Source organism: Micromonospora pallida (assembly GCF_900090325.1).
Taxonomy (GTDB): Bacteria; Actinomycetota; Actinomycetes; order Mycobacteriales; family Micromonosporaceae; genus Micromonospora; species Micromonospora pallida.
Genome location: NZ_FMHW01000002.1, coordinates 2,157,392 through 2,179,349, shown reverse-complemented (window position 1 = coordinate 2,179,349; position 21,958 = coordinate 2,157,392). Strand labels below are relative to the sequence as shown.

Below are 21,958 nucleotides of genomic sequence, written 5' to 3'. Positions count from 1 at the left end.
TGTCGGCGGGATGCCCCGCCGGCCGTCCCCGACCGACCGGGAGTTCCTGAACCGGGTCCGCCGGGTCACCGACGCCATCGTCCACGACCGCACGATGGTGGTGGAGAACTCGACCCGACGGCTGCGCGCGTACGGGCTGGTCCGCACCGCCGCCTGGTACCTGGACCGGGGCAGCGGCCAGCTCACCCCCGACCCCGCTGACCCACCGTCCCTCGCCCCACCGGAGAACCCGTGCTCGACCACCTGGCCGCCACCCTGCGCCGCCACCCGGACCGTCCGGCGGTGCTCACCGCCGCGACGTCCGGCCGTCCCCGCGTCCGGGCCACCCGGGGTGACCTGGCCGACCTCGCCGACGGGTACGCCGCCGCCCTGCACCACCACGGACTGGCCGCCGGGGACACCCTCGGGGTGGCGGTCCTCCCCGGCCCTCGTTCGCTGGCGGTCCTGCTCGCCGCGCACCGGCTCGGGCTGCGGGTGGCGGTCCTCGACCCCAGCGCCGGCCCGGACGTGCTCACCGCCCGGCTGGCCCTGGCCCGGCCGGCCCTGGTCGTCGCCGACGCCGCCGCCCAGGCGGTCGCCGGCTGGGCCCGACCGCTGGCCGGCCGGGCCCGACTGGCCCTGCCCCGGCTGACCGACCTGGGCCCGGTGCGCACCGTCGGCCGTCGGCTGCCCGGCTGCGCCCCGCCGCTGCGCCTCCGTTCCGGACCGACCCCCGACCACGGGGACGACGACGGCGACGCGGTGATCGTCTTTACCTCCGGCACCACCAGCCGGCCCCGGGCGGTGGTCCACCGCCGGGCCAGCCTGGACGCCGGCATGCGCGCCGTCGCCGACCTGGTACAGCCGCGACCGGACCAGCCGGTGCTCGGCGGCACGTTCTTCGTCCTGGTGCCCGCCCTGGCCAGCGGCGCCCCGGTCGCCCTGCCCGCCCGGTCGTCCCGGCTGCTCGCCCGGCAGGTGGCCCGGCTGCGCGCGCAGGCCACCTACCTCACTCCGCCGCAGCTCCGGACGCTGCTGGCCCATCGTCCCCGGCTCGGCGGCCGGTTCTACAGTGGCTCCGCCCCGGTCAGCGCCACCCTGCTGGACCGGGTCCGGCGGGCCGGCGCGGAGCAGGCCTGGGGGGTGTACGCGCTGACCGAACTCTTCCCCGCCGCCGCCGTCGAGGCCGGCGAGAAGGCCGCCTTCGACGGCGACGGCGACCTCGTCGGGACACCGCTGCCGGGGGTACGGACCCGGATCGGGCCGGACGGTCGGCTCCTGCTCGCCGGCCCGGGACAGGCGCACCGCTACCTCGGCGAGCCGCCGGCCGACTGGGTGGACACCGGTGACGTCGCCCGGCTCGACGGCGACCGGATCGTCCTGGCCGGCCGGAGCAAGGACATGATCCTGCGCGGCGCGGAGAACATCTACCCCGGGCTGTACGAGCCGGCGCTGCACGTGCCCGGGGTCAACCTGGCGGTGCTGGTCGGCGTACCGGCCGGCGACGGCGACGAACGGCTCGTCGCGGTGGTCGAACCCGAGCCGGGGGTGGACCCGGACCGGCTGCGCCGGATCCTCGACCCGGTGCTGGACCGGATGGGCGCCGCCCGCCCCGACGCGCTGGTCGTCGCGCCGGTGCCGACCTCCGGCCGGTCCCGCAAGCCGGACCGGGCCGCCGCAGCCGCCCTGGCCGCCGCACACGCCGCCGACCCCGCTGCGACCGGCCGGCGGTACCGTCGTGGCTGACCGGACCCCACCCCGACCGGCCGGCGAAACCGTCGTGGCTGACCGGACCGCCCCCACCGACCAGCGGCCCTCCGCGCCGGGTCGGGGACGACGCCGCGACCGGCGGGTCTACCTGCGTCGCTACCCGGTGCTGTTCACCCTGCTCGCGGCCACCCGCCGCTGGCCGGCGCTGCGCCTCGGGCGGACCGTGCTGGTGCACGACCCGGACGGCTACCTCGAGGCGCTGACCCGGATCCCGCTGGACCGGCTCGCCACCGGCACCGTCGGCGGGACCGCCCGCCGGCTCGGCACCGACGGCCTCCTCTTCGACCAGGAGGGCGCCGGCCACCGGCAGGCCCGCCGGTCACTCACCGACGGACTCGGCCCGGCCGGCGTGGCCGAACTCCGTCCGGTCTGGACGGCGGTGCTGCGGCGGCGGCTGGCCCCACTGGGCGACGGCGCGGCGGTGGACCTGGTCCCGGTGGTGGCCGAGCTGGCCGGCGCGACCACGGCGGCGCTGCTCGGGGTCGACGTCGATCCGGTCATCCTGGCCGACGCCGCCCGCCACGCCGCCGCCACGGCCGCCGCCGAGCAGCTACCCGGCCCGCGCCTACCGGGCCGCGCCCGCGCCGCCCGGCGGGCCGTCACCGACCTGGCCGACCTGCTCGGCCTGCCCCCGGAGCGGGCCGCCCTAGCCGGCATGCTGGCCGTCGCGGCGGTCAACACCACCGTGGCCGGGATTCCCCGGGCAGTCGCCTGGTGTGTCGACGACCGGCTCTGGGACCGGGCCGCCGACGCCGACATCCGGGACATCCTGGTCGACGAGTTGCTGCGGGTCACCGCGCCGAGTCCGCTGCTGCCCCGGGTGGCCGCCGGCCCCGGCACGGTGGCCGGTTGCCCGGTGCGGGCCGGAGACCGCCTGCTGCTGGTCGCCCGGCATGCCGCCGGCGCACACCGGTCCGGGCCGGACTGCGCTGCCCCCGCGCCGACGCGTACCGCGCGGCTGGTCTTCGGGGCGGGCGCGCACTCCTGCCCGGGCGCCCGGCTGGCCCGGGCACAGCTCGCCGACACCCTCGCCGCGCTGGCGCCGTACTGGCCGGTGGTGGTGCGGGCCCGGGCCGACGGGCGGGCCGCGCTGCCCGGCTGGGCCCGGCTGGTGATCCGGGCCGGCACATGAGGCTCGACGGGGTACGGGTGGCGGTCACCGGGGCGAGCGGGTTCTGCGGCTCCGCCGTGGCGCGGGCCGCCGAGGCCACCGGGGCGCGGGTGTGGTGCGTCGGCCGGCGGCCGGGACCGGTCGGCCGGCACGTGCCGTGGGACGCCGCCCGCGAGGTTCCCGACCTCACCGGCGCCGACATGGTGGTCCACCTCGCCGCTGCGGTCGGTGACCCGGCGCCGGGTCGGGCGGCCGAGCGCGCCTACCGGGCGGTCAACGTGGACGGCACCGCCCGGCTGCTCGACGCCGTCGGTGACCGCCCGCTCGTCTGGGTGAGCAGCGCCAGCGTCTACCGACCCGGGGCGACGGGCCCGGTGGGCGAGGACCATCCGGTCGACGGGCAGCTCTCCGCGTACGGGCGCACCAAGGCCGCCGGGGAACGGCTCGCCCTGGCCGCCGGGGCGGTGGTGCTGCGTCCCCGGGCGGTCTACGGGCCGGGTGACCCGCACCTGCTGCCCCGGATCCTCGCCGCCCGCCGGGGACCGTGGCTGCCCGTACCCGGCCCGGACGTGTCGCTCAGCCTCACCGCCGTGGAGAACCTCGCGGACGCCTGCCTGGCCGCGTCCGCCTGGCCGGCCGGGGCGTACAACATCGCCGACGAGCGGCCGTACTCGCGGGATGCTGTGTTGCGGGCGGTGCTCGCGGCGACGGGCAGCCGGGCGCGGTTGGCGCACCTGCCGGTGGGGGTGGCCGTCGTCGCCGCGACCGGGGCGGCCGCCCTGGCCCGGCTGACCCGCCGCCCGCCGGCCCTGACCCGGTACGCCGTGGACCAGCTCGCCCGGGGCGTGGTGCTCGACACCGGACGGGCCCGCGCCCGTGGATTCCGGCCCCGCCGAACCTTCGACGACTACCTGCACCCGGGTCGCCTCGGCGGGTGACGGCGGGCCCGCCGAGGGGCGGGGCCCGGACGAAAGTTGAACATTTTTGGGAGCGCTTCGCCGGATGGTCCGCCGATGTTACCGGCGGGTTCCGCTGCAACCATGCTGACCTGCGCAGATGGCTTGAATCACCACTAAACATCTGACAGGCCGCTGTCGGTACTGAAGCAGCGAAGAGCCGCTAGTCCGACCAACCGGCACTCTTGCGACGGATGTCAGACGTGTGAATACTTCGACGCACTCCGATCGGCTGAGCTCCACCAGCCGAAAGGTCGTCCGGGGCTGCCTGATCGGCGGCCCACCATCGTCCATGGAGGTATGCACATGCGACTCTCCGGGTCCCCGCTGCGCCACGTCACCGCGACCGCGGTGGCCGGGGTGCTGGTCATCGGCACGCTGACCGGCACACCCGCACAGGCCGCACCCGAGACAGCCGCCTCCCCCGACCAGGCCACCGCGCTCGCCGCCGCACTCGGCGACCGCTCCGCCGGGACGTACGCCCAGGCCGACGGCACCATGGTCGTCACCGTGACCGACGACGCCACCGCCCGGAAGGTCCGCGCGGCCGGCGCCACCCCGAAGCTGGTCACCCGAAGCGCCGCCGACCTGGCCCGGGCCACCACCGAGCTGGACCGTTCGGCGCGGATCCCCGGCACCGCGTGGTGGACCGACCCGGCGACCAACCAGGTGGTCGTCTCCGTCGACCGCACGGTGACCGGCGCGAAGCTCAAGCGCGTCGAGGCGGTCGCCGAACGGCTCGGTGGCACGGTCCGCGTCGAGCGCGAGTCCGGGGTGCTGAGCACCCGGGCCGCCGGCGGCGAGGCCATCTACGCCGAAGGCGGCGGACGCTGCTCGCTCGGCTTCAACGTCCGCAGCGGTGACACCCACTACTTCCTCACCGCCGGACACTGCACCGACATCGCCGCCAACTGGTACGCCGACTCCGGGCAGAGCGCCCTGCTCGGTTCCGGCGGCACCGGCAGCTTCCCCGGCGACGACTACGGCATCGTCCAGCACAGCACCCCGGCCGCCGCCGATGGCAGCGTCTACCTGTACGACGGCACCACCCGCGACATCACCGGCGCCGCCGACGCCTACGTGGGACAGTCGGTGGAGCGTTCCGGCAGCACCACCGGGCTGCACAACGGGACGGTCCAGGCGCTCGACGCCACGGTGAACTACGCCGAGGGCACGGTCACCGGCCTGATCCGTACCACCGTCTGCGCCGAGCCGGGGGACAGCGGCGGCGCGCTGGTCAGCGGCTCCACCGCGCTCGGCCTGACCTCGGGCGGCAGCGGCAACTGCTCCTTCGGCGGAACCACCTACTTCCAGCCGGTCACCGAGGCACTCAGCGTCTACGGCGTCGAGATCATCTGATCGTTCCATCCTCCCCCGACAGCGGTGGTCGCCACGATCGTGGCGACCACCGCTGCTGTCCGTACGGTGGGTCGCGCCCGCGCAGGCAGCGTCGGACGGCCCGGTCCGATCCGTCGGCGGGGTCCACCGGCCCGATGGCATGGCACACGCCCGGCGCGCCCGTGGGTAGACTCCGCGTCGCCGCCGGACAACGGTGTGTCGGCGCCACGGGCGCCGTGGTCGGCAAAGGGGATGGGGTGGCCACCAGGTGAACACTCTGCCGGCGGTCGCGGCCGACGTCGCCTCCACCGCCATGACCATGCTCGCCGCCGACGGTGGCTGCCTCTGGTCCAATTCGGCCGCCCGGCGTCTGGGAGTGTGCCTGGACGACCTGCCGCTGGCCGAAGCCACCCCGGACGGCACCCCGGCCGAGCTGCCCTGGCCGCAGCCCGACGGCACCACCCGCTGGTTGCAGGTGCGCTGCCACCCCGTCGACCACGACGGGCAACCCCTACGCCTGTACGAGCTGCGCGACGTCACCGCCGAGCGCCGGGAGCGCGAGGCGGGGCGCAACTACCGGTGGCGCCTGGCCCACATCGAGCAGCTCGCCAAGGTGGGCACCTGGGAGTGGGAGCTCGCCACCGACTTGGTCGTCTGGTCCGACGTGCTGTTGCAGATGTTCGGCTACCCGGCCGGCACCGAACTGGACTACCAGTCGTACCGGCAACTGCTGCACCCCGACGACGTCGGCATGATCGAGGCGGAGCTGGAGCGGGCGCTGCGCGAGGGCGGGCCGTTCTCCTACACCCACCGCATGTACCTCGCGGACCGCACCACCCAGCGCGTGTTCGAGTGCTACGGCGAGGTCTTCACCGACGCCGCCCGGGTGCCGACCCGGGTCCTCGGCACCGCCCACGACATCACCGAGACCCGCCAGGTCCAGGACGAGCTGACCCGCCTGGCCGAACGGGACCCGCTGACCGACCTGCCCAACCGGCGTGCCCTGCTCGCCAGCCTGGACAAACTGCTTGCACAGGAGGACGGTCCGCCCGGCGCCCTGCTGCTGATCGACATCGACAACTTCAAGGACATCAACGACGTGCACGGGCACGGGGTCGGCGACGACGTGCTGCGGGTGCTCGCCCGACTGCTCGTGCGCCACCTGCCCACCGGCACGGTCCTGGGCCGCCTCGGCGGGGACGAGTTCGCCGTGGTGCTGGCCGACACCTCGGCCAGCGACGCGCTCACCGTCGCCGAGACCCTGTGCGACGCGGCCGCGCGCACGCCCGTACCGCTGGCCGGCGCGGGCCTGCGGGTCACCCTCAGCGTCGGGGCCGCCTCGCTGGAGGCCGGCGACACCCGGGACGCGGTGCTCGCCCACGCCGACCTCGCCCTGTACGAGGCGAAGAACGCCGGCCGCAACCGGGCCCGGCTGTACCTGCCCGAGCACTACCGGCACGCGGTGCAGCGGGTCAACGTGGTGACCCGGGTCCGCAGCGCCCTCGACGAGCACCGGATGCAGCTCGACGCCCAGCCGATCGTCGACCTGCTCACCGGCGAGGTGGTCAGCCACGAACTGCTCATCCGCCTGCGCGACGGACGGCAACCGCCGCTGGCCCCCGGCGACTTCCTGCCCACCGTGGAACGGGACGACCTCATCGGCGAACTCGACCGGTGGGTGGTGGCCACCGCCACCTCGGCGCTGGCCGACCCGGCCGCCGTGGCGGCCGGCATGCGCCTCGACGTGAACATCTCCGCCCGGTCGATGGAGTCACCGGGCTTCGGTGACTGGGTGGTACGGCGGCTGCGCGGGGTCGGTGTCGACGCCGACCGGCTCGGCCTGGAGGTGACCGAGACCGCGGCGATCACGAACGTGGCGGCGGTCCGCAACCTCGCCGGCACCCTGCGCGACGCCGGTTGCCGGTTGAGCCTGGACGACTTCGGCGCCGGGTTCGGCTCCTTCGCCTACCTCAAGCACCTGCCGTTCAGCACCGTCAAGATCGCCGGTGACTTCGTCCGTCAGGCCGACCGGGGCGGCGCCGATCCGGTGCTCATCGACGCCGTGGTCCGCGCCGCACACGGGCTGGGCATGCGGACGGTCGCCGAGTCGGTCGAGCACGCCGGCCTGGTGGCCGCGCTGCACCGCCTCGGCGTCGACTCCGGACAGGGCTACCATCTGGGCCGGCCGGTCCCGCTGGACCTGCTGCTCGACCGGGTCCGTGACGAACGGCATACCACCATCGACGCCGACGCCGTGGTACGACATCCCGACCACTGACCACGCCGTCTGATCGGGAGATCCAGGTGAGCGCACCCACCACCCCGGCGGTACCGGACCGCGTCGAACTCGTCACCAGCGACGTCGACGCCGTCCGCGCCTTCTACACCGACCTGCTCGGCTGGACGTACGTCGACACCGCCGAGGGAGTCACCGCGTTCGCCGACGGCGTGCCCGCCGCCGCCCTGCGTACCGGTGCCGGGCCGGCCCGCTGGTGGACCGTCTTCGCCGCCGACGACCCGCAGGCGGTCCGAGCTGCGGCGACCGACGCCGGAGCCCGCCTCGACGGCGACGACGTGCACGACCCGATCGGCGGCTGCTTCCGCGTCCGCGCCGGGGCGACCGCCGCGTCCCCCGGACCCGGCCGGCCCTGCTGGTACGAGTACATGACGGCGAACCCCGGCGACGCCGACCGGTTCCACACCAGCACCCTGGGGCTGGCGGCCAGCGTGCCGCCCGGCGCGCCCGACGACACGTACGCCCTGCTCATCCACGACGGCCGCCCGGTCGCCGGCCGCCTGGCCCTGCCCGCCCCGCTGGCCGACCTGCTGCCCACCGGCTGGATGGTCTACTTCGCGGTGTCCGACCCGGACGGGGTCGCCGAGCGCGTCGCCGGGAGTGGCGGACGGCTCCTGGTGCCGCCGCGCGACGTGCCGACGGGTCGGGTCGCCGCGCTCGCCGACCCGACCGGCGCGGTGTTCACCGTCGTCCGCCCGGCCCACCGGTGACGTAGCGGGGCGTCCGGGAGGTCACGCGGACCGGGTACGGGCCCGCAGGGCGTGGATCACCGCGGCCATGTCCGCGTCCGCGTGGCCCAGCCCGAGCGTCTCGCCGTAGAGCGCGTGACAGACGTCCAACAGCGGTGCGGCGGTGCCCCGGCTGCGGGCGGCGGCGGCGATGAGCTGGTTGTTCTTCAGTACGTCGGCGATCGACGCCTGCACCGCGAAGTCCCGTCGGACCAGCTTGGCCGCCTTGCCCCGGGAAACCGCCGAGGCCATCGGCCCCGCGTCGAGGACCCGGTTCAGTAGAGCCGGGTCCACGCCGTGCTCCTCGGCGAAGTGGACGGCCTCCGCCAACCCGGTGACCATGGTGATCAGGAACAGGTTGACCGCGAACTTCGTCACCAGGGCCGAGGGCACGGCACCGCAGACGAACACCTCGGCGCAGAGCGGCGCCAGCAGCGGCCGGCAGCGGGCGACCGCCGCGTCGTCGCCGGCCACCATCGCGATCAGCTCACCGGCCTCGGCCGGACCCCGCGAACCGGACACCGGTGCCTCGACGTAGCTGCCGCCGGCTGCGGCGATGTCCTCGGCCAGCGCGCGGGAGTAGTCGGCGGCGAACGTGCCCATCTGCACCACCGTCCGTCCCCGGACCCCGGTGGCGAACTCCGGGGTGCCGCGCCCCAGGACGGCGTCGACCGCCGGCTCGTCGGCGAGCATCAGCACCACCGCCTCGGACCGGGCGAACACCTCGCCCGATCCGCCGGCCCGCTCGGCGCCGGCGGCCACCACCGGGTCACACCGTGAGGCCGTACGGTTCCAGACCAGCAGCGGCATTCCGGCGCGGGCCAGGTTCACCGCCATCGGCTGGCCCATCACCCCGAGGCCGACGAACCCCACCGTCCCCGTCATCGTCGCGGTCACCTCCACGGTCGTCTGTCGGTCTGTTGTAGGCGCTCGGGTGACCCTGTGTCTTGAACGATCGTGCACAGGCCAGGATCAGCGGATTGGACCGCGAACCGGACGTCCACCTGCGGTGGGATGTCATCGGCAGGGCCGCCGGACAGGAGCGTGCCCTTACCGGCCGGCTAGCCGGGCCACGGCGGGACGACAGCGGGGGAGACGGACATGAGGGTGATCGCGGAAGCCGGCCGGCACCACGTCGAGGCCGGGGCCACGTACGTCGAGCACCTGCGGGTGCCCCACCTCAGTCTCGGCACCTACACGATCCCCGCCGGCATGCCCGACCCTCAGCGGCCGCACACGGAGGACGAGATCTACGTCGTGGTCCGTGGCCGGGGCCGACTGCGTACGCCGGAAGAGTCCGTCGACGTCGGACCCGGCAGCGTGGTCTTCGTCGCGGCGGGGGAGGAGCACCGCTTCGTCGACGTCACCGAGGATCTCACCGTGCTCGTGGTCTTCGGCCCCGCCGAGGGGACGGCGGCAGCCCGGTGACCGCGGGCGGCCTCCGGCCGCGCGGACTGTCGTCCGGTCACACGGACCGCGACCTGCCCTCCGGCCGCGCGGACCGTGCCCTGCTGCGCCGTCACCTCACGTCGACGCCCCAAGGTCGGCGCCTCGCGACGGGGGTTCGGCTTCGCCTCGGTGCCGGCGGCGCGGGCATCGAGCGTCTCGCGGCCGAGCTGCGCGGCGAACGGTTCTCCCCGCACCGCCACGACCGGTACGCCGTCGGCGTCACCCGGACCGGGGTGCAGACGTTCCGTTACCGCGCCGAACAGCGCTACTGCCTGCCCGGCGAGTGGCACGTCCTGCACCCCGACGAGGTGCACGACGGCGCGGGCGGCACCGACGAGGGGTTCGGCTATCGGATCTTCTACCTGGATCCGGCCCTGGTCCGAGCGGCCCTCGGCGGCGGGCCGCTGCCCTTCGTCGCCGATCCGGTGGTCCGGCCGGTCGGGGTGCCCCGCGTCCTCGTCGACGCCCTGACCCACCTGGACGAGCCGCTCGACGAGATCGAGTCGGTGGAGGCCACCGCCGCGATCGCGGACCTGCTGCGCGCGCACGCGGCCCCCGTCCGAGGTCGCCGGCCGACGCTCGACCTCGCCGCCGTGCACCGGGTCCGGGCGCTGCTCACCGACGAACCCACGATCCGGCACCGCGCCGCAGACCTCGAGGTGGTGGCCGGCCTGGACCGGTGGTCGGTCGCCCGTCAGTTCCGCGTCGCCTTCGGCACCAGCCCCACCCGGTACCGGACGCTGCGCCAGCTCGACCTGGCCCGTGGCCTGATCCGCGCCGGCACCCCGCTGCCCGAGGCCGCCGTCCGGTCCGGCTTCGCCGACCAGGCACACCTGACCCGCATGTTCCGGCGGGCCTACGGGCTGACCCCCGCCGTCTGGGCCACCGCCGTCCACCCCCTGACAGCCGCCGGGTACTCCGTCGACTGATCCGTGACACGCGCTCGGTGATTGAGGTGTCCGGCTCCGGACCCTTCTCCGACGCGGTGGCGCACCTCGGGCACCACCCGCAGGCGTTGATGGACGCCACCGAGGTGCGGGTGCGTCGGCCGGTCGCGGGCCGTGCGGGCCGGGACCGGTTCGTGTCCGGCAAGGCCCTTCTGAACACGATGAAGGCCCTGGTGATCTGTGATCCGCTCGGCCGGCTGCTGTTCTGCGGCGAGACCCGCCCGGGCACAACGCCCGGCGAATCAGAGCCCTACCCGCTGCACCCAAAGTTCGATGAGCCGGCGCTGCTCCTTCTACCGCCAACCGTGCACGAGGTCGTCAGGACACGGTCGACCGTCAGTGGGTGATGCGGGAACCTGACCGCGACCTGGGACTCGCTGCCTGCGGGTCGACCGCCCGCCGTCGCCCCGGAACCCATCCCGATCGACGGTCCCGTACGGCGATCGCCGCCGCGGCCGAGGCGAGAAGCAACCCGGCGGTGACCGCGCACAGCAGGCGCGCGCCCGTGGTGTGGGCCAGGGAAGCGCCGGGCAGGAAAGGTGTGACCGCGATCGCGGGCACCGCCACGACCGCGGTGACAGACCAGAACAGGACCGGACGGGCCCGGCGTGCCGGCGGATCGCCGTACCACCGGCGCAGCAACTGATGCTTGCCGATGTGTCGGGCGAGCAGCAGCATGCCGATCGCGCCCAGTAGGTGCATCACGTACTCGGCGGCGGGTATCTGCAGTTCGAGCCGGTCGAGGGCGAGGTGGCTCGCCGCGCCGGTCAGGGCGGACGTCACGGTGATCCACCAGCGGTGGCTGGCCAGGCTGAGGCATGCGTAGTCGCGCAGCGCCAGCGCGCCGCCGGCCGGTAAGTGGGCGGCGATGACGGGCGCGGCCCGCCGTGTCGTCCAGGTGCAGACCCATGCGATCGGGAGGCACCAGCCGACCAGCCCGGGAAGTTGGTGGGAGAAGGGCCAGACCGGCAGGCCGGAGCCGTCGAGGACGTAGGCGAGATCCGGCGCCATCGAACCGAAGATCAACGCCGTCCCATCGAACCAGCGTGGCCGCGAAAGTTTCAGGGGCACGATCGCTGCCGGGTGGGACGGGAATGTGAGAGGCACGGGGATTTATCCGATCGACGTTGCGGCGTAGGCCAGCGCCATCGCCGCCAACAGGACAGCGGGGATCGCGAGAGTCCAGCGTGGCATCCACCGAAACCGGACCGCCAGTGCATTGAGTATCAGTGAGGCGATGGCGGCGCCGCCGACCGACGCCATGAACGTGAGCCAGGATCGCCACCCCGGAGGACGCGGTGACGGTGCGGGTCACTCCGACCCGTCGGGACCCGGCAGCGGCGCGGCGGGGACGAGGACCTCGGTGCCGGACCAGTCGACGTACTCCTCGGCAATGGACCGGTAGGGCTCGCCGTCCTCGTCGAGGGTGGTGAACGCCGCGTAGAAGCGGCCGAAGCCGTAGCCACCGGAGGCGAGCGTGGCCAGCGCCCACGGCCGCAGCCCGGCGGACAGCTTCTCCGGCCTGCGCCGGTCCACCGCCACCTGGACGACCCCGAGCAGGTCGTACGACTGGTCGAAGGTGCCCGCGTCGAGCACCCGACAGAGCGAGAACGCGTGCCGAACGCCCTGCTCCTGGTACACCCACCGTCCCTCAACCTGCATGTGATCACTCCGTGTCGCTAGGTGTGCTGCTGTCGGTTACAGAGTCGAGCAATGTTGTGGTTATATCAACCCCTTGGCTTGACCGGGTTTCATTGAGTAGCGTGTTCGACACGTTCTGTGGTTAGTGGTTGGAGAGTTGGCATGAGGGGCAAGTCGGCAAGTTCCCGCGAGCCATCGAGAAGCGTCGCCCTATCGCCCACGGTGCAGGCGTGGGAGCTTGGCCTGCGACTGCGCGAGCGAAGGGATGAGTTGGGCATGACGGCGGTGGCCGCCGCGCGGGCCAGCGGCATCACCCAGGCGTACGTGTCCGGTGTGGAAGCGGGACGGGTCAAGCTGCCGGCCGACCGGTTGGCCCAGCTCATCAAGATCTACGAGATCGAGGCGGCCGACGCTGCCGAGCTGGAGGAACTGCGGGTCGCTGCCATGCGTCGTGCCTGGTGGCACCAGTATTCCCAGCTCTTCCCCGCCGAGTTCCTGCGCTTTCTTGGCTACGAGGCCGGAGCCGACCACGTCCGCACCTATCACAGCGAACTGGTGGACGGGCTGTTGCAGACCGAGGAGTACGCCCGCGCCGTCATCCGGGGTGGGAACACCTACGTCCGGTTGACGGAGATGGACCGGCGCATCGCCGTGCGGATGGCCCGCCAGGAGCGGTTGAAGGCCGACCGGTCGATGCGGCTGACCGCTGTCGTCAGCGAAGGCGCGCTGCGTCAGCAGGTCGGCGGACCAGCGGTGATGCGTGCCCAGCTTGAGTATCTTGCCGGGTTGGTGACCGAGCGACCGGAGCAGATCGAGATCCGGGTCGTGCCCTTCACCGCCGGGGCGCATCCCGCGCTCGGTGGTCCCTTTGAGATCCTCTCCTTCCCGTCACCCCGGCTGCCCGAACTGGTCTGGCAGGAGGTGCTGACCTCCAGCGACATCATCGACCAGTCGACGCGCGTCGCGGACTACGTGGTGACCTTCGCGGAGACGCAGGAGCGGGCGTTAGGCTCGGGGGACTCACTGGATCTCATCCGGCGGATCGCCAAGGAGATGGCATGAGCACTCCTCACCGTGACTGGTTCAAGTCCTCCCGCAGCGCGAGTAACGCGGCCTGCGTCGAGGTTCGGTTCGCTGGCGGAAACGTCGGCGTGCGGGACTCCAAGGACCGCAGCGGTCCGGCCCTCGCCTTCGACGGCGGCGCGTGGACCAGCTTCCTGGGCGCGCTCAAGACGGGCACGGCTCCGCGTTCCTGACCGCATGCGCTGCCTGCTGGCCCTAGGGTCTGTGTCGAAGGCGGTCAGCGCCCTGTTTAGTCCGAGTTGAACCAGACGAGTACTCCAGGGCCGTCCGGGGTGATTACCGGTATCCATGCCTCGTCGGCCTCGCGGATCCGGCTTTCGTCCAGCCGCAGGGCGTGCAGTTCCTCGCTGTGTCCATCGCATGCCCAGTAAGAGATACCACCGATGATCTGGCGGAGCCGGATCCGCTCCTCGTCCGGCCACGAATAGTTCCACGTACCGGCGCCACTGAGGTCCTTCTCGAACAACTGGCGTAGTGCGTCCAAGGCGTCGGCGCCTGCTATCGGAACGAGGAAGCCCTCCACCTGTCCCTGTCGACACGCCGTGCCGCCGTACTGGTGCTGGTAGAGCACACCAGTCTGGGCCTCCACGACCACGTAGAGCCATCCGCCGGTCATCCCATCAGGGTCCAGGGAGACGAACCGCCGCGAGCTCATGGGACCAGTCTTCCCGGTAACCCGTCAAGCGTCTAACGACATTCAACGAGGGTCTGTCGCACGCGTCCCTGGCCGCACGCGCTGCCTCGTGGCCCGACCGGCTACCGGCCGGCCCGAGCAGGTCGTTTAGCATCGCCGGCATGGCAACGCGGCTTGTGCAGATCAACATGAAGGCTCGGGACGACTCCGCGCTGGGCGGTTTCTGGGCGGAGGCGCTCGGCTGGGGAATCTCCAGCGAGGCGCCCGGCGTGACCAACCTCGAACCCGAGGGCTTCGTCTACCCCGACCCCGTCGCCGTCTGCGTCGACCTCATCGCCTCTCCGGAACCCAAGACGGTGAAGAACCGCGTGCACGTCGACCTCGCCACCAACTCGCCAGCTCATCAGGCGGAGGTGGTCGCGCGCCTGAAGGATCTCGGCGCGACCCTCGCCGACGTGGGCCAGGGCGACGTCTCGTGGACGGTCATGGCCGACCCGGAAGGCAACGAGTTCTGCGTGCTGGACTCGCTCTACCAGGAGACCGGACCGATCGCCACGGTGGTGGTCGACTGCGCGGATCCGCGAGTCATGGCCCGCTTCTGGGGCGAGGCCACGGACTGGACCGTGCTCAAGGTGACCGACCACAACGCGGTACTGCGCTCCGCCAAGGGCGTCGGCCCCTACCTGCAGTTCCTCCGCACACCCGACGTGAAGACCGTGTGGAACCGCGTCCATCTCGACGTCCGCCCGTACCCGGGTGACGACATGGAGGCCGAGGCGGCCAGGCTGCGGGCTCTCGGCGCCACCGCCATCGACCTGGGCGAGAGCGATGTCCCGTGGACGGTCATGGCCGACCCGGAAGGCAACGAGTTCTGCCTCCTCACCCCAGCCTGATCCTGGAACGCTTGGCGGCCTGACAGGCCGCCAAGCGTTCCCGCGAGAGCGTGAGGCGGCACAGGCCGCTGATCGTGGCGCATCGGCTATCGGTAGACGCCGGTTCGGCCTGCCCGTAGGTCCTCGAGCGCGTCGGTGTGCTGTTGGTGGCCCAGCGGCGGTAGGGCGGACAACGCGAAGAAGCGCAGTTCCTGGGTTTCGCTGCCGCCTTCGGTCAGTTGGCCTCCGGAGACGGAGCAGCGGAAGAACACCGTGATCGGCTGCGTGACGTCGCCGTTCGGGTAGACGTGTCGGTACTTGGTGTACACACCCAACAGGCCGTCGACCTGCACCTCCAGGCCGGTCTCTTCGGCGACTTCCCGTACCGCCGCCTCCTCGGCTGATTCGCCGAGTTCCAGGGCGCCACCTGGCAGTCCCCAACAGCCGTCGTCACTGCGGCGTTGTAGCAGCACCTGGTCGTGGTGCAGCACACAGGCACCGGCAAAGTTCAGGAAGACCGGTGCCTGGCCGACCTGCTGTCGCAGCCATCTGATGTAGTCCGGCAACCGCAGCCCCTCGCCGTTCCAAGATCATCAGTTACGGGAATGATGCCTGCTCTTCGTCGCGCTCTGCAGCGTGTCGGCCGGAGTCCACCGAGCAGGGGTGGAGCCTACGCGACCGGCTGAAGGCGTTGGGTCAACGCGTGGTCATTGCGTGCGAATCTCCAGCCGCACTGGCAGCAGGAATTCCAGCGGCACGGGTAGCCGGCGGGCCCAGGACGACTCGTTGTGCGAACCGCTGGGATCGTAGACGTGCATCAGGTCGGAGCCGCTTGTGTAGCCGTCTGCGAGCATCGCATCGCGGAAACGAGCGGTCTGAGTCGCTCCATCGTTGTTGCCTCCGGCGTCCATGTAGAAGCGCCCACCCTTTTTGCCCTGGTGGGCCTCGACGGTGCGGGTGAATTCCTCCCCGTCCCACCAGAAGCTGCTCGACATGCAGCCCACACCCCCGTAGACCGTGTTGCGGGTCCAGCCGGCATAGCAGCTGAGCAGGCCGCCCAGCGACGAGCCCATCATCATGGTGTCCTGCGTGGCGGTGAGGGTGCGGTAATTGGCGTTGATATACGGCTTGAGTGTCTGCTGGATGAAATCAAGGTAGGCGTTCGCATTGCCGCCACCGTACTGGGGATCGACGCTTGGCGTGTATTCGCTCATGCGGTTGGCCGTGTTGTAGATCCCGACCACGATCGTCTCGCGGACCGTCCCCTGGCCGATCAGGCGGTTGAGTGTCTCGTCAACCTGCCATTCGACCCCACCGAACGCCGTTTGGGCGTTGAACAGATTCTGGCCGTCATGCATGTACATCACGGGATACCGCTTTGCGGCATTCTCGCTGTAGCTCGGTGGCAAGTAGAGAATTATGTTTCGGTAATTGTTGAGCTGTGGTGAGAAGAAGTTCGCGATGCTGGCCATCCTGCCCTGCGCGGCACCGAAGAACGGGTAGACATGGATAGAGCGTGGGCTTGTGGTCGTGACCTTGTAGTTGCTACCGGTTGACCATTTTGTGTCGTTGATGAGCAGCTTGAACTCAAAACTCTGCAGAGTGGACGGCGCCTCCCAGACCCACACATTGCCACTGGTCCAGGTCATCGCCGTGCCGGTGGTCCAGCTCAGTGGTGCCGCGCTGCCGCGAATGGTCAGTGAGTTTCCCCAGCCCGTGTCATAGTGGACATGGATCTTGACTGGCTGAACCGCGGCCGCGCTTGGCTGCGACCATGCGGCCAACACGAACAGGAGTGCTATCAGCATCGCTGAATAAAGACGGGTCCTCTTCGGTTGAACTGGCATCTCCTGGACCTCGCTGTTCGATCGGGATGGCGGTCTGATCGACGAGTATCCATGGCTTGCTGTTGGTTGTCACCAGCGTCCATACGCCCAGGCCAGCCCGCTCCTGCCCTGAGGTCGCCGCTGACGCGGTGGCCGCGCCCACGACAACCGGCGAAGACGGCGGTGGTCCGCTTCGGCGTGGCGGAGCGGACCACCGGACGATGCGACGGGTCAGTTCACCAGCGTGACCTGGCCGGTGTCCAGGTCGTACCGGGCGCCGACCACCTTCAGCGTGCCCGCGTGCACGCCCTCGGCGATGATTTCGCTCCGCTCGGTCAGCGCCTGGACCTGGGCGCGGACGTTGGCGCGTACGCCGTTGTCGACGGCGTCCCCGGGCTGCCCGAGCACCGGCTCCACGATCGGCCGCAGCGCGTCGACGATGGTGCCGATGTGACCGGGGGCGGTCCCACCGGTGCGGATGGCGTCGATGGTGGCGGTGATCGCCCCGCACCGCTCGTGCCCGAGCACCACGATCAGCGGGCTGTGGAACTCCTCCACGGCGAACTCGATGCTGCCCAACAGCAGGTCGTCGACGATGTTCCCGGCCACCCGGTTGTCGAACAGGTCACCGAGGCCCTGGTCGAACAGCACCTCGGGGGCGACCCGGGAGTCGGCGCAGCCGAGGGTGATGGCGAACGGGTGCTGGCCGGCGGCGAGGCGACGCAGGTCCGCGAGGCTCTGGTGCGGGTGCCGGGCGTGCCCGGTGTAGAACCGGTGGTTGCCGTGCTGCAGCCGGCGCCACGCCTCGGCCGGGGTGACGACGGGCGGCTGGGTCGGAGCGGCCGTCGCCGGCCCGGCAGCCGCGGTGACGCCGAGCGCGACGGCGGCAGCTCCGCCGGTGGCCAGCAGCGACCGACGGGACACAGGGTTGTGGTTCACGATGATCTCCTGGGAGGTGAGGCACTCGCCTGCTTTCTACCACCAGGGTGTGATCCACTGTGTCCCCTTTCTGACCGCTCCCCATGCCGGGCAGCGCCAGGAACGTAGGTGGCTCAGGAACCGGCTGGCCGTGCCATCTGGGCCGTCTCCGCCAGCCGGGCCAACTTCGCGGCCTGTCGGCTCAGTTCCGCCACTCGTCCGGCGACCTCCGTCAGGTCTGCCTCGTCCCGGTCGCCCGTTGTCGCGACGGCGTCCAGCAGTCCGGTGTAGTCGGTGACGAGCTGGGGATACTCCCGGACGAACGCCTTGTGGTCGGCGTCGCCGGCGATGGCCGTAGGCTTCATCCGGGCGTACCGCTGGTCGAGGTCGATGATCTGTTGCGCCAGGACGGCCGTCGCCGCGCTCAGCGCGCTGCGGCTGTCGTCGGCGGCGTCCCGCAGGCTCCGGCGAGCCGCCGTGAGCCGGCCGGCCCGCCGCCCTGCTGCGTAGACCAGGGTCGAGCCGGCGAGTACGGCCAACACCGCCGCCGCCGCGACCAGGTAGCGGGGCAGCGACGGGCTGATGGTCCGGGTGCCGTCGGGGACCGTGCCGGCCTTCACCAGCCGGTCGTAGTTGACCGTGACGACCTTGAGGGCCTCCAGGGGCCGGTCGACGAACCCGTCGACGCCGCTGCCGATCACCGTCTCGGCGACGAACGCCCGGCCGAAGTTCTCGTCGTCACGGTCGGGCAGCAGTGCGCAGCCGTACCGGTCGTAGTCGTCGCCGTCGCGGCTGAGTATCAGTACCACCGTGCCGTCGGCGGCCCGCCGGACCGCGTCGCAGGCGTCGCTCCCGTCGGCACCGGGCTCCAGCAGCAACACGACCAGCCGGCGGTTGCCGATGATCCGTTCCGCCGCCGCCTCGTCCAGCTCGACGCCGGGGGCGACGTAGACCGAGGACGCGCGGACGTCCCGGGCGATCGGACCATCCAGGATCCCGCCGGTCCACAGTGCCCAGCCGGCCAGCACCAGGCAGCCCAGCGAGGCCAGGCCGAACGGGGTCCCGAACAACCGCGCCCGCTTCCGGTCCGTCATGCGAGCCGCTCCCGCAGGTAGAGCGCCGGCCGGTAGCCGGCGACGCCCATGGCGCGGGCGGTGTCGTCCAGTTCGGCCTCGGCGTCGGCCAGCAGAGCGTGGACGTGCTGGTCCGGCAGTCCCTCGTCGAGCGCCGACCGGGCCGCCTGGAGCTTCGTCACGCCCCGGGTCAGCCCGGGGTCGCTGCGCCGGTCGGTCAGCAGGGACATCTCCACGGCCAACGCGGTCAGCCCGGCCAGTCGCGCCGTCGTGCCCGGCCGGCCCACCACCGTCCCGGCCCGGCCGACGCCGCGCCACAGCGACCGCGCGGAGAGGGCGAGGAACACCACGACACAACCCGCGAAGAGCCAGGGCAGGGCCGGCAGGGCCACCCGCAGCGGGTCCACCGGCCGATACGGCAGCGGCCGGTCGAACAGCCCCGTGTACCGCACGTCGGTCACCCGGGCCAGGTACGCGGAGAGCACGTTGTTCTGCGGATAGTCGTACCGGCTGAGCCGGTCGGCGAACTGGCCGTAGAAGCTCGCCCCGGTCACCTCGGCGAACTCCTCGCCGTGCGGACCGTGGTACTCGATCCAGGCGCCGTACAGCACCACGATGGGCCGGTCCGGGAAGATCCCGGTCAGCGCGGGTCCGTACCGGGCGACGGGCTCGCCCTGCCGTTGCCGGGGCAGGGCGACGTACAGCGCGTCGCCGTCCGGGAAGGCCGTGGCCGCCGTCCTGTCCGGTACGGCGCTCAGCGTCGCGCCCTGGGCCACGTGCAGCCCGGTGGCGCGCAGGTCGGCGGTGACCTCGGCGAGTTCGGCCGCGTCCGGGTCGCGCCAGCGCAGTGCGTCGGTGTCCGGCGGCGTCGGTTCCTTGCCCAGCGTGGCGATCAGCGTCACCAGCAGGTTCGTCACGTCCCCGGTGGCGAACTGGGCGCGCCACCCGGTCAGGTCGTCGGCGCTGGCCTGGTACAGGCCCCCGCTCACCTCGAGGCCCAGCACCCGGACCGTCACGTCCTCCACGTCCCACACCCGTTCGCGTTCGGCCTTGTCGAGGCCGGGCGGCGCGACGATGATGCGGACGTCCCGGTCGTCGATCACCTCGCGGACCCGCTGCTCGTCCCAGTACGCCACCGACCCGGGTAGCCGTACCACTGGCGCGGCGGCCACCATCGCCGTCATCTCGGCCGTCGACGGGACGGTGGCGTCGGACAGCTCCCCGGCCGACCCCTCCGGCACCGCCGCCGAGGCGGGGGAGCGGCCGTAGCTGACGTCGACGCTCTGCCGCTGGGCGAGCAGGAAGACCACGAGGACCAGCACGGCCACCCCGAGGAACACCCAGCGCACCTGTTCGAGGCGGTGGCGCGTGCTGCGCTCAGTCATCGTGGCCCGCCCGCCACAGCCGGTCGGCCTGTTGGGCGTACCGGGCCGCCAGCCGGGCCGCGTCCACCCCGCCGTGGTCGGCGGCGACCAGTTCGGCCTGGCTCATCAGCCGCTCCGCCTCGGCTACCCGACGCGGTGCCGCGTCCCGGCTGACCGCCGCGCTGTCGATCGCCGCCCGGGCCGCCGACCAGGCGATCCGTCGTTCCTGCTGGCGCGTGCGCCAGCGGGGCACCAGTGTGGTCGCGGCGCCCGCCGCGACCAGCAGCACGCCACCGCCCAACCAGATCAACCACATGACCAGCCCACTCCCGGTACGGCTCGAGGGATGTGACAGGAGCGCACCGGGCGAGTGTGGCTGATCAAGGCAAACTGATCCATGCTGGACGCAGCGTCCCGAACCGGTTACCGCGCGCTGCCCAATGCTGGTGACGGAAAGTTACCCACCGGGCTCTGTTGGCGACGGCTGATCGTTTTCGGCAGACTGGGCGGGTCCGTATGATCGACGGGCGTCAGTGCTGTTCGTCGGGCCGAGACGGGATGGATCACGTGGAGTCTCTCCGCCGCACCACGGCTGCCCGCCGGCCGTCACCCACCGGGTGGTACGCCTGATGCCGGAGGTCCGCGCGTCCCGTCGACTGGGCCTGTTCCGGGTGCTCGTGGTCGGCTCCTCGGTCTCGGCGTTCGGCAGCTACCTGAACATGGTGGCGCTCAACCTGTTCGTCTACCAGGCGACCGGCAGCGCCCTGCAGACCGGCGCCTTCATGGCCCTGCGGCTGGGCGCCGGCTTCCTTGCCGGCCTGGCCGGCGGCACCGTGGCCGCGCGACTGCCGCGCCGCCCGATGCTCGTCGCCTGCGACCTGACCCAGGCCGCCGCGCTGGTCGCGCTGGCAGTCGCCCCCACCTCGGTACGCCTCGGCCTGCTCCCGGTCGTCGCGGTGGTCGGCGGACTGCTCGGCACCACCTCCTCGGTCCTGCTGCGCAGCAGCGTGCCCGACCTGGTGTCCGACACCGACCGGGTGACCGCCAACGGGCTGCTGGTCACCGGTCGGGCGGTCGCGATGACGCTCGGCTTCGCCGCCGGTGGCCTGCTGGTCGGCTGGTGGGGTTACCAGGCGGCGTTCCTGGTCGACGCGGGGACGTTCCTCTTCTCCGGCCTGCTACTGGCCGTGTTGCCGCTGCCGTTCCCGAACCGCCGGGCCGAACCGGCCGCACCCGCCACCGGCGATCGTCCGGAGTCCCGGCGGCAGCGTCGGCTGGCGTTCGCCGCGCTGCTGGCCGCGCCGGCCATCCTGGTCATCGTGGTGGTCCGCGCCGCCGACGCGCTCGGCTCCGCCTCCCACAACGTCGGCCTGCCGATCTACGCGACGCAGATCCGCCCGGACGACCCGGCCGCCTTCGTGGGTAACTTCTTCGCTGTCTGGGCCGTCGGCCTGCTCACCGCCCACCAGATCGTCAAACAGCTCAGCCGGCGGGGGCCGGGGCTGGACGACCCGCGCCGCAGCGAACTGGCCTTCATCGTCGGCACCTGCGTCATGTCGGCGGCCTTCGTCCTGGCCTTCGCCGACCTGCCCGGCTACTGGGTCTTCGCGGTGGCGCTGGTCGCGGGGGCGGCGGACGGCTTCACCGAGATCAGCTACACCACCCGGCTCCAGGCCGAGCCGGACCCGCAGCGCGGCTACTACTTCGGGGCGACCGCGATGGCCGAGAACGGCGGGCTGGGCGTGGGCATGCTGGTCGCCGCCGGCCTGCTCGAACTGTGGCGGCCCCTGCCGGTGGCGGCGACCATGCACGGCACGGTGGTCGTCCTGGCCCTCGCCGTCGCGCTGGCCGGCGCGCTGCGTCGCCGGTCCCAGAGACCCACCGTCGCCACCGGCGGCGGCACTGCGGTCGCGGACACCGGGCCGGCGGGTCCGGTCGCCGTGACGACCCCGGCCGAGGAGAAGGGACGTTGA

23 protein-coding genes are annotated in these 21,958 nt (G+C 72.4%); 13 read left to right on the top strand and 10 right to left on the bottom strand.

The window, feature by feature from the left end:
- Nucleotides 1-282: 282 nt before the first annotated feature.
- From GA0074692_RS09530 to GA0074692_RS09505, 6 genes are all read left to right on the top strand, one after another.
- Entirely contained in the window at nucleotides 283-1,725 is a 1,443-nt protein-coding gene (locus GA0074692_RS09530; protein ID WP_245730250.1) for a class I adenylate-forming enzyme family protein, read from the top strand.
- A 34-nt stretch (nucleotides 1,726-1,759) separates the two neighbouring features.
- The gene (locus GA0074692_RS09525) at nucleotides 1,760-2,881 is read left to right on the top strand and encodes a cytochrome P450 family protein (protein ID WP_091653104.1); all 1,122 of its coding nucleotides are present in this window, start codon (nucleotides 1,760-1,762) and stop codon (nucleotides 2,879-2,881) included.
- A complete protein-coding gene (locus GA0074692_RS09520; protein WP_091641963.1) occupies nucleotides 2,878-3,798 on the top strand; it encodes an NAD-dependent epimerase/dehydratase family protein in 921 nt (306 codons plus the stop codon). The genes GA0074692_RS09525 and GA0074692_RS09520 overlap by 4 nt, the downstream gene beginning before the upstream one ends.
- Before the next feature lie 324 nt (nucleotides 3,799-4,122).
- Entirely contained in the window at nucleotides 4,123-5,175 is a 1,053-nt protein-coding gene (locus tag GA0074692_RS09515) for a S1 family peptidase (RefSeq protein WP_091641959.1), read from the top strand.
- Nucleotides 5,176-5,422: 247 nt separating this feature from the next.
- Nucleotides 5,423-7,432 carry a putative bifunctional diguanylate cyclase/phosphodiesterase gene (locus tag GA0074692_RS09510; RefSeq protein ID WP_218106606.1) on the top strand — a complete coding sequence of 670 codons (2,010 nt, stop codon included), beginning with the start codon at nucleotides 5,423-5,425 and terminating at the stop codon, nucleotides 7,430-7,432.
- 26 nt (nucleotides 7,433-7,458) lie between these two features.
- The gene (locus GA0074692_RS09505) at nucleotides 7,459-8,160 is read left to right on the top strand and encodes a VOC family protein (RefSeq protein WP_091641954.1); all 702 of its coding nucleotides are present in this window, start codon (nucleotides 7,459-7,461) and stop codon (nucleotides 8,158-8,160) included.
- 21 nt (nucleotides 8,161-8,181) lie between these two features.
- Here GA0074692_RS09505 and GA0074692_RS09500 read toward each other — a convergent pair whose 3' ends face one another.
- Nucleotides 8,182-9,141 (bottom strand): NAD(P)-dependent oxidoreductase, encoded by a 960-nt coding sequence (locus tag GA0074692_RS09500; protein ID WP_281198777.1) that lies wholly within the window; start codon nucleotides 9,139-9,141, stop codon nucleotides 8,182-8,184.
- A 138-nt stretch (nucleotides 9,142-9,279) separates the two neighbouring features.
- Here GA0074692_RS09500 and GA0074692_RS09495 point away from each other — a divergent pair, with 138 nt between their 5' ends.
- Genes GA0074692_RS09495 through GA0074692_RS35835 form a run of 3 tightly spaced genes read left to right on the top strand, consistent with a single transcriptional unit; the run spans nucleotide 9,280 to nucleotide 10,921 of the window.
- Nucleotides 9,280-9,606, top strand: a complete 327-nt coding sequence (locus GA0074692_RS09495; protein WP_091641950.1) for a cupin domain-containing protein — start codon at nucleotides 9,280-9,282, stop codon at nucleotides 9,604-9,606.
- Nucleotides 9,603-10,556 carry an AraC family transcriptional regulator gene (locus tag GA0074692_RS09490; protein ID WP_218106605.1) on the top strand — a complete coding sequence of 318 codons (954 nt, stop codon included), beginning with the start codon at nucleotides 9,603-9,605 and terminating at the stop codon, nucleotides 10,554-10,556. The genes GA0074692_RS09495 and GA0074692_RS09490 overlap by 4 nt, the downstream gene beginning before the upstream one ends.
- 26 nt (nucleotides 10,557-10,582) lie before the next feature.
- Nucleotides 10,583-10,921, top strand: coding sequence for a transposase family protein (locus tag GA0074692_RS35835; RefSeq protein ID WP_245730249.1), 339 nt, complete (start codon nucleotides 10,583-10,585; stop codon nucleotides 10,919-10,921).
- On the opposite strand, the gene GA0074692_RS09480 is transcribed toward GA0074692_RS35835, so the two are convergent.
- Together GA0074692_RS09480 and GA0074692_RS09475 are read right to left on the bottom strand one after the other, a co-directional pair.
- Entirely contained in the window at nucleotides 10,911-11,681 is a 771-nt protein-coding gene (locus GA0074692_RS09480) for a DUF4184 family protein (protein ID WP_091641947.1), read from the bottom strand. The two genes, GA0074692_RS35835 and GA0074692_RS09480, sit on opposite strands and share 11 nt — an antisense overlap.
- A gap of 204 nt (nucleotides 11,682-11,885) precedes the next feature.
- Nucleotides 11,886-12,236, bottom strand: a complete 351-nt coding sequence (locus GA0074692_RS09475; protein WP_091641942.1) for a hypothetical protein — start codon at nucleotides 12,234-12,236, stop codon at nucleotides 11,886-11,888.
- 141 nt (nucleotides 12,237-12,377) lie between these two features.
- Between GA0074692_RS09475 and GA0074692_RS09470 the strand changes: the two genes are divergently transcribed.
- Both GA0074692_RS09470 and GA0074692_RS09465 read left to right on the top strand, forming a co-directional pair.
- Nucleotides 12,378-13,277 (top strand): helix-turn-helix domain-containing protein, encoded by a 900-nt coding sequence (locus tag GA0074692_RS09470; protein ID WP_091641940.1) that lies wholly within the window; start codon nucleotides 12,378-12,380, stop codon nucleotides 13,275-13,277.
- Entirely contained in the window at nucleotides 13,274-13,471 is a 198-nt protein-coding gene (locus tag GA0074692_RS09465; protein WP_091641937.1) for a DUF397 domain-containing protein, read from the top strand. The genes GA0074692_RS09470 and GA0074692_RS09465 overlap by 4 nt, the downstream gene beginning before the upstream one ends.
- A gap of 56 nt (nucleotides 13,472-13,527) precedes the next feature.
- On the opposite strand, the gene GA0074692_RS09460 is transcribed toward GA0074692_RS09465, so the two are convergent.
- A complete protein-coding gene (locus GA0074692_RS09460) occupies nucleotides 13,528-13,914 on the bottom strand; it encodes a DUF6210 family protein (RefSeq protein ID WP_141725206.1) in 387 nt (128 codons plus the stop codon).
- 179 nt (nucleotides 13,915-14,093) lie between these two features.
- Between GA0074692_RS09460 and GA0074692_RS09455 the strand changes: the two genes are divergently transcribed.
- Nucleotides 14,094-14,825: a VOC family protein gene (locus tag GA0074692_RS09455; RefSeq protein ID WP_091641931.1), complete on the top strand. Its 732-nt coding sequence runs from the start codon at nucleotides 14,094-14,096 to the stop codon at nucleotides 14,823-14,825.
- Nucleotides 14,826-14,911: 86 nt separating this feature from the next.
- Here the strand turns inward: GA0074692_RS09455 and GA0074692_RS09450 are convergent, their stop codons facing one another.
- From GA0074692_RS09450 to GA0074692_RS09425, 6 genes are all read right to left on the bottom strand, one after another.
- Nucleotides 14,912-15,370 (bottom strand): NUDIX hydrolase, encoded by a 459-nt coding sequence (locus GA0074692_RS09450; protein ID WP_091641926.1) that lies wholly within the window; start codon nucleotides 15,368-15,370, stop codon nucleotides 14,912-14,914.
- A 141-nt stretch (nucleotides 15,371-15,511) separates the two neighbouring features.
- A complete protein-coding gene (locus GA0074692_RS09445; protein ID WP_091641922.1) occupies nucleotides 15,512-16,612 on the bottom strand; it encodes an alpha/beta hydrolase-fold protein in 1,101 nt (366 codons plus the stop codon).
- A 249-nt stretch (nucleotides 16,613-16,861) separates the two neighbouring features.
- Nucleotides 16,862-17,569 (bottom strand): carbonic anhydrase, encoded by a 708-nt coding sequence (locus tag GA0074692_RS09440; protein WP_091641918.1) that lies wholly within the window; start codon nucleotides 17,567-17,569, stop codon nucleotides 16,862-16,864.
- A 113-nt stretch (nucleotides 17,570-17,682) separates the two neighbouring features.
- Nucleotides 17,683-18,642 carry a hypothetical protein gene (locus tag GA0074692_RS09435; protein WP_091641915.1) on the bottom strand — a complete coding sequence of 320 codons (960 nt, stop codon included), beginning with the start codon at nucleotides 18,640-18,642 and terminating at the stop codon, nucleotides 17,683-17,685.
- Nucleotides 18,639-20,006, bottom strand: coding sequence for a hypothetical protein (locus tag GA0074692_RS09430; protein WP_091641912.1), 1,368 nt, complete (start codon nucleotides 20,004-20,006; stop codon nucleotides 18,639-18,641). Before GA0074692_RS09430 ends, GA0074692_RS09435 begins: the two co-directional genes overlap by 4 nt.
- A complete protein-coding gene (locus GA0074692_RS09425; RefSeq protein ID WP_091641908.1) occupies nucleotides 19,999-20,301 on the bottom strand; it encodes a DUF6403 family protein in 303 nt (100 codons plus the stop codon). Before GA0074692_RS09425 ends, GA0074692_RS09430 begins: the two co-directional genes overlap by 8 nt.
- 313 nt (nucleotides 20,302-20,614) lie before the next feature.
- On the opposite strand from GA0074692_RS09425, the gene GA0074692_RS09420 reads away from it, so the two are divergent.
- Nucleotides 20,615-21,958: an MFS transporter gene (locus GA0074692_RS09420; protein WP_091641904.1), complete on the top strand. Its 1,344-nt coding sequence runs from the start codon at nucleotides 20,615-20,617 to the stop codon at nucleotides 21,956-21,958.

What these genes read in the sequence shown, in the direction of transcription:
- GA0074692_RS09520 (WP_091641963.1), top strand. Translation starts at nt 2,878, where the DNA reads ATGAGGCTCGACGGGGTACGGGTGGCGGTCACCGGGGCGAGCGGGTTC.
- GA0074692_RS09475 (WP_091641942.1), bottom strand. Translation starts at nt 12,236, where the DNA reads ATGCAGGTTGAGGGACGGTGGGTGTACCAGGAGCAGGGCGTTCGGCAC.
- GA0074692_RS09470 (WP_091641940.1), top strand. Translation starts at nt 12,378, where the DNA reads ATGAGGGGCAAGTCGGCAAGTTCCCGCGAGCCATCGAGAAGCGTCGCC.
- GA0074692_RS09495 (WP_091641950.1), top strand. Translation starts at nt 9,280, where the DNA reads ATGAGGGTGATCGCGGAAGCCGGCCGGCACCACGTCGAGGCCGGGGCC.
- GA0074692_RS09425 (WP_091641908.1), bottom strand. Translation starts at nt 20,301, where the DNA reads ATGTGGTTGATCTGGTTGGGCGGTGGCGTGCTGCTGGTCGCGGCGGGC.
- GA0074692_RS09460 (WP_141725206.1), bottom strand. Translation starts at nt 13,914, where the DNA reads ATGACCGGCGGATGGCTCTACGTGGTCGTGGAGGCCCAGACTGGTGTG.
- GA0074692_RS09430 (WP_091641912.1), bottom strand. Translation starts at nt 20,006, where the DNA reads ATGACTGAGCGCAGCACGCGCCACCGCCTCGAACAGGTGCGCTGGGTG.
- GA0074692_RS09465 (WP_091641937.1), top strand. Translation starts at nt 13,274, where the DNA reads ATGAGCACTCCTCACCGTGACTGGTTCAAGTCCTCCCGCAGCGCGAGT.
- GA0074692_RS09515 (WP_091641959.1), top strand. Translation starts at nt 4,123, where the DNA reads ATGCGACTCTCCGGGTCCCCGCTGCGCCACGTCACCGCGACCGCGGTG.
- GA0074692_RS09435 (WP_091641915.1), bottom strand. Translation starts at nt 18,642, where the DNA reads ATGACGGACCGGAAGCGGGCGCGGTTGTTCGGGACCCCGTTCGGCCTG.
- GA0074692_RS09420 (WP_091641904.1), top strand. Translation starts at nt 20,615, where the DNA reads ATGCCGGAGGTCCGCGCGTCCCGTCGACTGGGCCTGTTCCGGGTGCTC.
- GA0074692_RS09445 (WP_091641922.1), bottom strand. Translation starts at nt 16,612, where the DNA reads ATGCTGATAGCACTCCTGTTCGTGTTGGCCGCATGGTCGCAGCCAAGC.
- GA0074692_RS09455 (WP_091641931.1), top strand. Translation starts at nt 14,094, where the DNA reads ATGGCAACGCGGCTTGTGCAGATCAACATGAAGGCTCGGGACGACTCC.